The sequence below is a fragment of the Achromobacter sp. ACRQX genome, from assembly GCF_022346505.1.
In the GTDB taxonomy this organism is placed as follows: domain Bacteria; phylum Pseudomonadota; class Gammaproteobacteria; order Burkholderiales; family Burkholderiaceae_B; genus Achromobacter; species Achromobacter animicus.
Genome location: NZ_JAKRML010000033.1, coordinates 21,178 through 33,798 on the forward strand (window position 1 = coordinate 21,178; position 12,621 = coordinate 33,798).

Genomic DNA, 12,621 nt, shown 5'->3' on the forward strand with positions numbered 1-12,621 from the left:
CTCCTTCAAGCGGAATGGCGTCAACTGGAAAAGGCGGCGTTGGGCACTTCGGTCACGCGCTTGACGAAGATGCCCGGCGTCACCACGGCCTCGGGCGGCAGTTCGCCCAGTTCAGCCTTGGCGCGCACCTGCACGATGGTCGTCTTGGCGGCCATGCACATGATGGGGCCGAAGTTGCGCGCGCTCATGTTGTAGGTCAGGTTGCCCCAGCGGTCGCCGCGGTCGGCCTTGACCAGCGCAAAGTCGCCATGCAGCGGCTCCTCGAACACGTGGCCGCGGCCGTTGATGATGCGGGTCTCCTTGCCGCGCGCAAGCTCGGTGCCGTAGGCGGTGGGCGTGAAGAAGCCGCCCAGTCCCGCGCCGGCCGCGCGCAGGCGTTCGGCGATGGTGCCTTGCGGCACGCATTCGAGCTCGATGCGGCCTTGCCGGTAGAGTTCGTCGAAGACCCAGGAGTGCGAGGCCTTCGGAAACGAGCAGATCACCTTGCGCACGCGTCCGGCCTTGACCAGCGCGGCCAGGCCCGTCTCGCGATTGCCGGCGTTGTTGCTGACCACGGTGAGTTCGCGCGCGCCTTGGTCGATGAGGGCGTGGATCAGTTCGGTGGGCATGCCGGCGCCGCCGAACCCGCTGATGAGCACGATGGCGCCGTCATGCACATCCGCAACGGCGGCTTCCGGCGTGTCGATGAACTTGTCGATCATGGGAGGGCTCCGATGAGGCGGACGCCGCGGCGCCCGGCCCCGCTCAGTTCACGGTGATGTTGGCCTGCTTGATGATCTCGGCGTAGCGCGCCGAGTCCTTCTTCATCAAATCGGCAAACTCCGCCGGTGTGCCGCCCACCGGCAGAAAGCCCGCATCCACGAACTTCTGGCGCACGTCCGGCTCCTTGACGATCTCGCTGATCTCGCGCGCCATGCGTTCGATGATCGGCTTGGGCGTGTTGGCCGGCGCCATCAGGCCGGCCCATGAGCCGGTGACAAAGCCCGGCATGCCGGCTTCTTCCATGGTGGGAATGTCCGGTTCCGTGGGCCAGCGTTCCTTGCCCGTGAACGCCAGCGCCTTCAGCCGGTTCTGCTTCACGTATTGCATCGGCACCAGCACGGGATCGAACACCATGCTCACGCGGTTGCCCAGGATGTCGGTCAGGATCGGCGCGCTGCCCTTGTACGCCACGTGGGTCATCGTGATTTTGTTCTGCAGCGCAAAGTCGGCGCCGGTCAGGTGCGCGCTGGAGCCGTTGCCGCTGGATGCGTAGGTGAGCTTGTCCGGATTCTTGCGGGCATAAGCGACCAGCTCCGCCACGGTCTTGACGGGAAGCTCGTTCGCCACGAACAGGAACAGCGGCAGGTCCGCCATCTGCACAACGGGCGTCAGGTCCGCGGGCGTGTAACCCAGCTTGTAGAGATGGAAGTTGATGATGTAGGCCGGCAGCATCGACAGGAACGTATAGCCGTCGGGTTCCGCCTTGGCGGCTAGCGCCGACCCCAGGCTGCTGTTTGCGCCGGGGCGATTCTCGACAACGATGGTCTGGTTCAGCCGCGGTCCCAGCTTTTCCATCACGATGTCGGTGGAACCGCCCGGCGTGTACGGCACGATGATCTTGATCGGCTTGCTGGGCCAGTTATCGGCCGCGTGGGCGGGGCCGGTGGCCAGGCCGGCCGCCGCCAGTGTGGCGAACAGCACGTGTTTGATAACGCGGCGGCGGTCAGTGGCCGCCGGGTGATGAGGCTGCGACTTGCATGCATGTGCCATGGACTTGTCTCCTCCATGAATCGGCCGATTTGCCGCTGCGCGTCCGGGTTTTTATGTGACGCGACGGCTTTTAGGGGGCTGCGGCTTTGCCGGCTATCGGACAAATACGCAAAAAAAGTATGGCACGGGGAAATCGGCACCACGGCGCATCTCCCCGCCAAAAAAGTTCGATCACCGGACAAGGGGTTCGCGTTCACCGGTGCGCCATTTTTACGGGTTTTCACTAGGGATCGGCGCGTTGTTCACGCTGTGGACATGCCTTAATCTGGCGGCCGGTCCGGTAAGGCAGGACCTGGTTTCAACTGTCCCCGGCTACAAGCCCAGGGCGGTCATCTATCTCAGGAGAAGCAGAACATGAAGCGGAAATTGATGGTTGCGGCCGGCGCGATTGCCCTGGCCTGCGCGTCCCAGGCGGCGATGGCCGGTCCCACGCTGGACGCGGTGAAAAAGAAGGGATTCGTGCAATGCGGCCTGACGGACGGCGTCTCCGGATTCTCCGCGACGAACAGCAAGGGCGAATGGGAAGGCATGGACGTGGACATCTGCCGCGCGGTGGCGGCGGCGGTGTTCGGCGATGCCTCGAAGTTCAAGGGCACCGCGCTGTCCACCCAGCAGCGCTTCACCGCGCTGCAATCGGGCGAGGTCGACGTGCTGCTGCGCACCGTGACGCTGACCCAGACGCGCGACACGTCGCTGGGCCTGTCTGCAGTTGCCGCCAGTTTCTATGACGGCCAGGGCATCCTGGTGAGCAAGAAGCTGGGCGTCAAGAGCGCCAAGGAACTGAACGGCGCCACGGTCTGCGTGCAGCCGGGCACCACCACCGAACTGAACCTGGCCGACTGGTTCCGCGCCAACAACATCGAGTTCAAGCCGGTCGTGATCGACAAGGTGACCGAAGTCGTGCGCGCCTTTGAATCCGGCCGCTGCGACGCCTTCACCGACGACGCCTCGCAACTGGCCGCCGTGCGCGCCACGCAGGTCGCCAATCCCAACGACTACGAGATCCTGCCGGAGCGCTTCTCCAAGGAGCCGCTGGGCCCCATGGTGCGCCAGGGCGACGAGAACTGGCTGGGCATCGTGCGCTGGACGCTGTTTGCGCTGCTGGAAGCCGAGGAATACGGCATCACGCAGAAGAACGTGGACGAAATGCTCAAGAGCAAGAACCCCAACGTGCTGCGCATCCTGGGCGTGACGCCAGGCGCCGGCAAGAACATGGGGCTGGATGAGAAGTGGGCCTACAACGCCATCAAGGCGGTCGGCAACTACAGCGAGGTGTTCGAGCGCAATGTGGGCAAGGACAGCAAGCTGGGCCTGCAACGCGGCACGAACGCGCTGTGGAACCAGGGCGGCGCGATGTATCCGTGGCCGATCCGTTGATGCGTAAGCACCTATAGCGCACGGACAAACCCGTCCGATGCGATCGCGCAAGGCCTCCCTCGGGAGGCCTTGCCGTTTCCGGGCGCGACCCGAACGTGAACAAAGGGCGCCTCGGAAACGGGACGCCCTGGCACGTCTGCGATAGAATGCGAGCGATTCCCATTTGCAGATAACCGCCCGCCGCGCCATGCTTCCGCCTTCCACGCTTACCTCGGACCATCCTCTGCTGGCCCGGATCTACACCGAAGACAGGCCATGGCTGCTGGGCCGCCTTTACACCCGGCTGCGCAACCTCGAAGACGCCGAAGACGTCGCGGGCGACACGTTCGTGCAGCTCATCCAGACGCCGCGGCTCGCCTCCGTGCGCGAGCCGCGCGCCCTCATCATCACCATCGCGAAACGTCTGGTCTGGAAACTGTGGCGCCGCCGCGAGCTGGAAGCCGCGTGGCTGGAAAGCCTGTTCCATCAGGGCGAGCAGTTTGCGCCGTCGCCGCAGGAACAGCTTGCCATCCTGCAGACGCTGCAGCAGGTGGACCAGATGCTCGATGGCCTGTCGGCGAAGGCGCGCGCGGCATTCCTGTACAGCCAGCTCGACGGCCTGACGCACAAGGAAATCGCCGCCGCGCTGGGCGTGTCGGTCAGCATGGTGCGCCAGTACATCGCGCAGGCGCTGCAGCGCTGCTACGCGCTGGCGGACGCGCCATGAGACGCGAGCAAAGCGCGGCCGAGGCCGGGGACCGCGCGATCGGCTTCTGGGTCAAGCTGACCTCGGGCGAGGCGACCGACGCCGATCACGCCGCCTGTGCCGCCTGGCGCGCGGCCGACCCGGTCCATGAACATGCCTGGGCGCGGCTGCAGCAGGGCCTGAGCCAGTCGGTGGGGCGGCTGGAAACGGTCATGAAGAACGAGCATCACGCGTTGCGGCGCACGCTGGTGCGCCCGGCGCGTCGCCGCGTGCTGCTCAACGCGGCCGCCTTGGCCGGCGCCGCAGCGGCCGGCGGCTGGGTGGCCAACCGCATCACGCCGTTGGGCAATCTGACGGCCGATCTGGGTACGGCCACGGGTGAACGCCGGACCTTCACGCTGCCGGACGGCAGCCTGCTGACCCTGGACGCGCGCAGCCGCGTGGATCTGGATTTCACGGCGGACGCGCGCAACGTGCGGCTGCTGGAGGGGGCGCTGGTGGTGCAACCGCGCACCGGTCTTTCGTCGATGTTCGCGGTGCATACGGCGCACGGGCAGGTCCGCAGCGCGGGCGCGGGCTGCATGGTGCGGCTGGAACAAGAGGCCAGCCTGGCCGTGGCCTTGCAGAACAGCATCGAGGTCCTGCCGCGCGAATCTGCGCCCCTGACGCTGGCGATGGGGCAGGGCGCGCGCTTCGGCGAGGGCTGGGCGGACCGTCCGCAACCGATGGACGACGCCGCCGCGTGGCGCGAGGGGTGGCTGAAGGCGCGCGACCAGCCGCTGGGCGAAATTGCCGCGGCGCTGGCCAGCTACCGCACGGGCGTGCTGCGCGTCAGCCCGCAGGCCGCCCGCCTGGCCGTGTCCGGTCTCTATCCGCTGGACGACACCGACCGCGCGCTGAGCGCGTTGGAGCATACGTTGCCGATCACCGTCAGCCGCTACACGCGCTGGCTGACCGTGATCGACGTCCGCGCCGCCTGAACAGCCTTTTTCATTTTTTTCGCACGAGGACTGTCACTTTTCCGATCTCGCGGCACATACCCACATATCACTGTGCGCAACGTATCGGAGACCCTCATGCGCGTTTTGCCTGTTCCCCACGTCCTTAGCCTTGCCGTGGTCCTGGCGGCATCCAGCCTGGGCCAGCCGGCCCACGCCCAGCCGCGGGCGCCCATCGCGTTCGACCTGCCCGCCGGCAGCCTGGACGCCACGCTGACCGAAATCGCGCGGTTGACCCGGACCGTGGTGTCCTACGATCCGCAGCTCGTGCGCGGCCTGAATGCCCCGGCCGTGCAGGGCGTCTATACGATGGATGCGGCGCTGCGCGTCGCACTGGCCGGCAGCGGCCTGGAATCCACCCGGGCCGCCGACGGCACGCTGACCTTGCGGCGCGCGCCGGCCGCGCAGACCACGACGCTGGCGCCGGTAACCGTATCCGGCATGCTGCCGCCGGTGGACACCAGCGGCACGTACGTGGTGCAGGTCACCAACAGCGCCACGCGCCTGAACCTGTCGCCGCGCGAAACGCCGCAGTCCGTCACGGTGGTGACGCGCCAGCGCATGGACGATCAGTCCATGCAGAACCTGGACGACGTGCTGCAGGCAACCACCGGCATTTCGGTGGTGCAGAACGGCTCCGAACGCTCGGTGTACCAGGCGCGCGGCCAGTTAATCGACAACCTGCAGATCGACGGCGTGCCGGCCAACATCAGCAACGCGTATTCGTTTGACGCCATCAACAAACCCACCACCGAGATCTATGACCGTGTGGAGGTCGTGCGCGGCGCCACGGGCCTGTTGGAAGGGGCGGGCAATCCGGCCGCCGCCATCAATCTGGTGCGCAAGCGGCCCGGCTACGAGACCACGGGCGTCATGACGCTGTCGGCGGGGTCGTGGGACGACTATCGCACCATGCTGGACGTGTCCTCGCCCTTGAACGAGGCCAAGACGCTGCGCGGCCGTGCGGTGGTGGCCTACACCAACGCGGGCGACTTCCAGCAACGGGCGGGCAAGGAGAACTCGCTCTTCTACGGCATCCTGGAGGCCGACATCACGCCCGCCACCACGGTGACGGCGGGCCTGACCTACCAGAAGGACCGCAATCAGGGCTACGACTGGTCCGGACTGCCGACACGGGCTGATGGTTCGTTCTACCCGATGTCGCGCAAGACCGCCCTCGTCGGCGACTGGAATTACCTGAACAAGCGCAACACCAATCTGTTCGCCGACATCAAGCACGAATTCGGCAATGGCTGGAAGCTGACCGTAGCCGGCAACTGGCTGTCCGCCAAGTCGGACTTCCTGGGCAACTACACGCAGCGCACGACGGGCGATATCTTCACGCTGAATCCGCGCCTGTTCCAGTACGACGACACGCAGTGGGGCGTGGACGCCTACGCGTCCGGCCCGTTCCAGCTGCTGGGCCGCCAGCATGAGCTGGTGGTGGGCGCCACCACCCGCAAGGACGATTTCAGCTATCACGGCGGGCGCGACGCCGGCTATCGCTATCTGGTCGACATGAATGACCTGGGCGCCTTCAATCCGCCCGCGCCGACCGGGCTGGACGCGCATATGTGGCAGTACAACATCACGCAGAAGCAGCAGGGCATCTACACCGCGGGCCGCTTCAGCCTGACCGACAGCACGACCTTCATCCTGGGCGCGCGCATGAGCTGGTTCGAATTCGACCGCTTTGCGCAGACCACCGTGCGCACCGAAAGCCGGTACGAGCAGCGCGGCAAGGTCACGCCGTATGCGGGCGTGGTGCAGGACCTGAACGAAAACCTGTCGGCCTACGCCAGCTATACCGAAATCTTCAAGCCGCAGGAAAACATCGGCGTCGATGGCGGCGTGCTGCCGCCGATGACGGGGCAGAACTACGAAATCGGGTTGAAGGGCGAGTTCATGGACCGCCGCGTGAACGCCGCGCTGGCGCTGTTCCAGACGGACCAGAAGGGCCGGGCCGACCTGATCCAGGACAGCGACCTGTGCCCGCCGGGCATCTTCTCCTGCTATCGCGCTGCCGAGAAGGTGCGCAACCGCGGGGTGGACTTCGAGGTCAACGGCGCCATCACGCCAGCCTGGAACGTCAGCCTGGGCTACACCTACACGCAATCGAAGTACGCGCAGGGGCCGCAGTCCGGCCAGGTGTTTGCCAGCACCTACCCCCGCCACCTGCTGAAGGTGTCCACCGACTACCGTCTGCCGGACCAGTGGAACAAGCTGCGCGTGGGCGGCTCGGTGTACGCGCAGAGCGGCATCTTCAACGCCAGCGGCCCGGACGAAGACGAGTACAAGATCTCGCAGGGCGCGTACACGCTGGTCGGCCTGCATGCGGTCTACGACGTCAACAAGAACCTGGCGGTGCAGTTCAACGTGGACAACCTGTTCGACCGGAATTATTACCAGTCCGTGGGCAACACCAACTACTGGAACTACTTCGGCCAGCCGCGCACCTTCCGCCTCGCGCTGCGCGCCACGTTCTGACGGCACCCGAACCTGGCGCGGCCGTCCGCTCCCCGGACGCCGCCCGGGTTTGTTCCGCCAGGCGGAACCCTGCCGGGAATGGTTCCATGCGCGCAAGCGGAAATGGCACTATCGCGAATCCGCCAGGCTCCCTATGATGTCCGTTGCGCGGGTGGCCTTGCCACCCGCCTGCCATTGATAACTACCAGGGAAACAACGATGAACGGCGCCGACAGCCTCTGCGACACCTTGCTTGCCAATGATGTGGACGTTTGCTTTGCAAATCCGGGCACATCCGAGATGCACTTTGTGGCGGCCCTGGATCGCAAGCCCAAGATGCGCTGCGTGCTGGGCCTGTTCGAAGGCGTGGTGACGGGCGCGGCCGACGGCTATGCGCGCATGGCCGATAAGCCGGCAGCCACGCTGCTGCACCTGGGCCCGGGCCTGGGCAACGGTCTGGCGAACCTGCACAACGCCAAGCGCGCCCGCACCCCCATGGTCAACATCGTGGGCGACCACGCCACCTATCACGTCCAGTACGACGCGCCGCTGACCAGCGACGTCGAAGGCGTGGCGCGGCCGATGTCGCACTGGGTCAAGCGCACGATGACGGCATCGGCCCTGTCCGCGGATGCCGCCGAGGCCGTGGCCGTGGCGCGCCGTTCGCCGGGCAACATCGCTACTCTGATCCTGCCCGCCGACACGGCCTGGACCGAACTGCCCGACAACGCGCCCGCGCCCATCGTGGCCAAGGACGAGCCGCTGGCGCAGACCACGGCTGAGGCCGTGCGCGCCGCCGCCGCCGCCATCCGTTCGGGTGAAGTCACCGTGCTGATGCTGGGCGGCGCCGCGCTGCGCGAGCGCGCCCTGAATGCCGCCGGCCGCATCGCGCGGGCCACGGGCGTGCGCCTGGTGTCGGAAACGTCGAACCGTCGCATCGAGCGTGGCGGTGCGCGCACCCCGGTGGACCGTCTGCCGTATCCGATCGACCTGGCCGTGGCCAAGCTGAAGGATGTGAAGCATCTGGTGCTGGCGGGTGCAAAGTCGCCGGTCGGCTTCTTTGCCTACCCCGGCAAGCCCAGCCTGCTGGCCCCGCAGGACAGCAACCAGCTCGTGCTGGCCACCGCCGACCAGGACCTGCCGCACGCGCTGGAATGGCTGGCCGACGAACTGGGCATCGCCGCCGACGCGCCGCGGCTGGTGGCGCCCGCGCCCAGCTACGAAGTGCCTGCGTCCGGCAAGCTGACCGGCGCCGCGGTCAACATCCTGGTCGCGCACCACCTGCCCGAACAGGCCATCGTCTGCGACGAGTCCATCACGCAGGGCCGCGAATTTCCGCTCTACAGCGTCAACAGCGCACCGCACGACTGGCTGATGCTGACCGGCGGTGCCATCGGCATCGGCCTGCCGATGGCGACGGGCGCGGCAGTGGCGTGCCCCGATCGCAAGGTTGTGACCCTGCAGGCGGACGGCAGCGGCATGTACACCTTGCAGGCCTTGTGGACGCAGGCGCGCGAGAATCTGGATTGCCTGACCATCATCCTCGCCAATCGTTCCTACGCCACGCTGCACGGCGAGATGAAGAACGTGGGCGTGCAGGAGCCGGGCCGCAACGCGCGCCGCATGCTGGACCTGCAGGATCCGCATCTGGAATGGACGCATCTGGCGCGCGGCATGGGCGTCGAAGCCGTCAGCGTGGATACGGTCGAAGGCTTTGCGCGCGCGCTGGCCGAAGGCTTGAAGCGCCGCGGCCCCTTCCTGATCGAAGCGGTGATCTGACGATTGCCGCATTGGCGCGGGCGCTTGGCGAACAGTCTTCGCACGCGCCCCGCTGCTACACCCCCAGATAGCGCGTCAACTGCTCCGGCTGCCGGGCCAGCGATGCGCTATCGCCATCCTGCACGATCAATCCCTTCTCCATGACCAGACACCGATCGGTGTGTTCCAGCACCGCGCGGTAGTTGCGGTCCACGATCAGCGTGGACATGCCGGTCGCGCGGATGTCGCGGATGATGCGCCAGATCTCTGCCACGATCAGCGGCGCAAGGCCTTCGGTGGCCTCGTCCAGGATCAAGAGGTCGGGATTGGTCATCAACGCCCGGCCGATGGCCAGCATCTGCTGCTCGCCGCCCGACAACTGCTGACCGCCGTGGCCCAGGCGCTCGCGCAGGCGCGGAAACGTGTCCAGCACGCGCGCATACGTCCAGTCCTGGCCGGCGCGCTTGCCCGGCCTTGCGGCGACCTGCAGGTTCTCGCGCACGTTCAGATTGGGAAAGATGCCGCGCCCCTCGGGCACGTAGGCCACACCCATACGCGCAATCGCGTGCGGCTGCGCATGCGTGCAGTCGCTGCCCCGCACCCGCACGTTGCCCTGCGCGCTTTTCACATGGCCCATCAGGCTGCGGATGAGCGTGGTCTTGCCCATGCCATTGCGGCCCACCAGACCCACGGATTCGCCCGGTGCGATGTGCATGTCCACGCCTCGCAACACATGGCTGGCGCCGTAGTAGACGTGCAGGCCGCCGGCTTCGATCAGCGTGTGCATCAATGCGCTCCTTGTCCGTCTTCGCCCAGGTAGGCGGTGCGCACCTCGGGATTGGCGCGGATCTGAGCCGGCGCGCCGCTGGCGATCGCGCTGCCGTTGACCATCACGGTGATGGTTTCGGCGATGCGGAACACCGCGTCCATGTCGTGTTCGACCAGCAGGATCGCGTGGCCGGCCTTCAGCGTTTGCAGCAGGTCGAGGATACGGTCGGTTTCTTCGGGGCCCATGCCCGCCAGCGGTTCGTCCAGCAGCAGCACCTGCGGTTCGCCCGCCAGGCACATCGCGATCTCCAGCTGGCGCTTGCGGCCGTGGGCCAGCAGACCGGCGGGTTGCATCGCGTCTCCCGTCAGGCCCGTGCGGTCCAGCGCCTCGCCGGCCAGGTCGGCGCTGCGGCGGCAGCTCGCGGCGTCGCGCCACCAGTGCCAGAAGCGCTGCCGGCTGGCCTGCGCCGCAAGCCTGCAGTTCTCGAACACGCTCAGTTCGGGAAAGATCGTGGATCGCTGGTAGCTGCGGCCCAGCCCGGCGCGTGCACGCTCGGGCTGCGGCCAGGCGGTGATGTCGCGGCCCGCCAGCGTGACCTGCCCGCTGCTGGCCGCCAGTTCGCCCGACAGGATGTTGATGAGCGTGGACTTGCCCGCCCCATTGGTGCCGATGACGGCGTGCACCTGGCCGCGCTGCAATTGCAGCGACACGCCGTTGACCGCCGTGAGACCGCCGAATCGGCGCGTGACCGCGGTGGCGGCGAGCAGGACATCAGACATGGCGTTCTCCCTGAATCGGCAGGCGGGGTGCGGGCGTTTTGGAGGGCGCGCGTGACGGCGTGATGGCGTCTCGGCCGGGGTCGCTTCGGGTGTCGCTTCGGTTGTCGATTCGGGTGTCCTTGCCTGCGCCCTTTCCAGCATCCGCCAAGCGTGCCTGCCGGCGCTCGCGCCATTGCGCCGGCAATCCTGCCAGCCCGTTCGGCAGCAACGCCACCAGCGCAATGATCGCGATGCCCAGCGGCAGATGCCAGTGGCGCGCGTAGTCGCCAAACAACTCCTGCGACTGGAACAGTTCCTGCAGCAGCACCATCGTCACCGTGCCCAGCACCGCGCCGCCCAGACTGCCCATGCCGCCCAGGATGACCATCAGCAGCACCAAGCCGGACTGTTCCCACGCCAGCAGTTCGGGCGTGACGAAGCCGTCCTTCAACGCAAACAGAAAGCCCGCCAGCGCTGCGAGCGTGGCGCCGATGACGTACGCGGCCAGCTTGTACGGATAGGTCGAATAGCCCGCCGCGCGCATGCGCTGTTCGTTGATGCGAATGCCGGCCAGCGCCGCGCCGAAGGGCGAGCGCCGCAGCAGCGCCAGAAACCCCCACGCCAGCGCCAGGCACGCCAGGACGAAGAAGTAGAACGTGCTGCCATTGCTTAAATCGAACGGCATCCAGCCGCCCAGCGAGAGTTCGGGCCGGAAGTACAGATAGATGCCGTCGCTGCCGCCGCCGATCTTGGTGTCGTGGAAGACGTAGTAGGCCATCTGCGAGAAGGCCAGCGTGACCATGATGAAGTACACGCCGCGCGTGCGTAGCGCGAGCGCGCCGGTGACCAGCGCATAGGCGGCGGCTGCGAGCAGGGCGGCTGGCAGCAGCCACCACAGCCCGGCCGCTTCCGACTCCGGCGACAGCAGCGCCGCCACGTACGCGCCGATGCCGAAGAACGCGGCGTGTCCCAGGCTGACCAGCCCGGCGCCGCCGACCAGCAGTTGCAGGCTCAGCGCGAAGATCGCGTAGATCATGATCTTCACCGCAAGGCCGGTGTAGTAATCACTGCCGCTGAACGAAAAGGCGGCCAGCGCCAGCAGCGCGGCAAAGGGTAGAAGTCGGTTGAGCAGAGGCGTGCGCATGCGAGAGGGTCCTTTTGATGTCGACAGGACCTAGCCCTGTTTGAACAGCCCTTCGGGCTTGCATAGCAGAATGAAGGCCATCAGCAGATAGACCAGCACGCCCGCCGCGGAAGGGAACAGCACCTGGCCGAAGGTCTCGGCAAAGCCCACCAGCATCGCGGCCAGGAAGGCGCCGCGGATCGACCCGATGCCGCCGATCACCACCACCACGAAGCAGATGATGAGCACGCCGTTGCCCATGCCGGGATAGACCGACGACACGGGCGCGGCAATGCTGCCGGCCAGCGCCGCCAGCGCCACGCCCGCCGCGAACACCACACGGTAAAGCTTGTTGATGTCGATGCCCAGCGAGCTGATCATCTCGCGGTTGCTGGCCCCGGCACGCAGCATCATGCCCAGCCGCGTGCGCGAGATGACCCAGTACAGCAGCAGCGCCACCGCAATGCCCACGGCCGAGATGAAGAGCCGGTAGACGGGATATGTCATCACGTCGCCCAGCGCAATGCTGCCCTGCAGCCACGATGGCAGCGGCACCCCGTGCACGTCGTTGCCGACAAGAATGCTGCGCAGCTCCTCGAACACCAGGATCAGGCCGTAGGTCATCAGCACCTGCTGCAAGTGGTTGCGCTTGTACAGGTAGCTGAAGAACGCGGCTTCCAGCAGGTAGCCCAGTACGGCGGCGGCCAGCACGCAGACCGCCAGCGTCGTGAGAAAGCCGCCGCCCAGCCAGCGGTCCACCACCGGACCCAGCGCAAACGCCATGTACGCGCCGATCATGTAGAAACTGCCGTGGGCCAGATTGATGATGCCCATGATCCCGAAGATCAGCGTGAGTCCGCTGGCCACCAGGAACAGCAGCAAGCCGTACTGGAATGCGTTCAGGCTCTGAATGAGCAGGATGCTGATGTCCATGG

General features: G+C 66.7%; 11 protein-coding genes. 5 read left to right on the plus strand and 6 right to left on the minus strand.

Going from position 1 to position 12,621, the window contains the following annotated elements:
- Positions 1–20: 20 nt before the first annotated feature.
- Both MHZ91_RS23580 and MHZ91_RS23585 read right to left on the minus strand, forming a co-directional pair.
- Complete coding sequence (locus MHZ91_RS23580) at positions 21–701, minus strand: 3-oxoacid CoA-transferase subunit A (RefSeq protein ID WP_175186261.1); 681 nt, start codon at positions 699–701, stop codon at positions 21–23.
- 43 nt (positions 702–744) lie between these two features.
- Positions 745–1,752, minus strand: coding sequence for a tripartite tricarboxylate transporter substrate binding protein (locus tag MHZ91_RS23585; RefSeq protein WP_239215978.1), 1,008 nt, complete (start codon positions 1,750–1,752; stop codon positions 745–747).
- A 354-nt stretch (positions 1,753–2,106) separates the two neighbouring features.
- On the opposite strand from MHZ91_RS23585, the gene MHZ91_RS23590 reads away from it, so the two are divergent.
- The 5 genes from MHZ91_RS23590 to MHZ91_RS23610 all read left to right on the plus strand — a co-directional run bounded on the left by MHZ91_RS23590 (position 2,107) and on the right by MHZ91_RS23610 (position 9,057).
- A complete protein-coding gene (locus MHZ91_RS23590; protein WP_063953202.1) occupies positions 2,107–3,129 on the plus strand; it encodes an amino acid ABC transporter substrate-binding protein in 1,023 nt (340 codons plus the stop codon).
- Between the two features lie 187 nt (positions 3,130–3,316).
- Entirely contained in the window at positions 3,317–3,835 is a 519-nt protein-coding gene (locus tag MHZ91_RS23595; RefSeq protein WP_105240177.1) for a sigma-70 family RNA polymerase sigma factor, read from the plus strand.
- Positions 3,832–4,794, plus strand: coding sequence for a FecR domain-containing protein (locus MHZ91_RS23600; RefSeq protein ID WP_239215980.1), 963 nt, complete (start codon positions 3,832–3,834; stop codon positions 4,792–4,794). Before MHZ91_RS23595 ends, MHZ91_RS23600 begins: the two co-directional genes overlap by 4 nt.
- Before the next feature lie 96 nt (positions 4,795–4,890).
- A complete protein-coding gene (locus MHZ91_RS23605) occupies positions 4,891–7,299 on the plus strand; it encodes a TonB-dependent siderophore receptor (protein ID WP_239215982.1) in 2,409 nt (802 codons plus the stop codon).
- 198 nt (positions 7,300–7,497) lie between these two features.
- A complete protein-coding gene (locus MHZ91_RS23610; protein WP_239215984.1) occupies positions 7,498–9,057 on the plus strand; it encodes an acetolactate synthase large subunit in 1,560 nt (519 codons plus the stop codon).
- Positions 9,058–9,112: 55 nt separating this feature from the next.
- Here the strand turns inward: MHZ91_RS23610 and MHZ91_RS23615 are convergent, their stop codons facing one another.
- From MHZ91_RS23615 to MHZ91_RS23630, 4 genes are read right to left on the minus strand one after another with little or no spacing between them, the layout of a single operon-like run.
- Positions 9,113–9,823: an ABC transporter ATP-binding protein gene (locus MHZ91_RS23615; protein ID WP_175125886.1), complete on the minus strand. Its 711-nt coding sequence runs from the start codon at positions 9,821–9,823 to the stop codon at positions 9,113–9,115.
- Positions 9,823–10,584 carry an ABC transporter ATP-binding protein gene (locus tag MHZ91_RS23620; RefSeq protein ID WP_175186265.1) on the minus strand — a complete coding sequence of 254 codons (762 nt, stop codon included), beginning with the start codon at positions 10,582–10,584 and terminating at the stop codon, positions 9,823–9,825. Before MHZ91_RS23620 ends, MHZ91_RS23615 begins: the two co-directional genes overlap by 1 nt.
- Positions 10,577–11,707 (minus strand): branched-chain amino acid ABC transporter permease, encoded by a 1,131-nt coding sequence (locus MHZ91_RS23625; protein ID WP_239215986.1) that lies wholly within the window; start codon positions 11,705–11,707, stop codon positions 10,577–10,579. Before MHZ91_RS23625 ends, MHZ91_RS23620 begins: the two co-directional genes overlap by 8 nt.
- Before the next feature lie 30 nt (positions 11,708–11,737).
- Positions 11,738–12,619 carry a branched-chain amino acid ABC transporter permease gene (locus tag MHZ91_RS23630; protein ID WP_175138223.1) on the minus strand — a complete coding sequence of 294 codons (882 nt, stop codon included), beginning with the start codon at positions 12,617–12,619 and terminating at the stop codon, positions 11,738–11,740.
- Positions 12,620–12,621 lie beyond the last annotated feature (2 nt).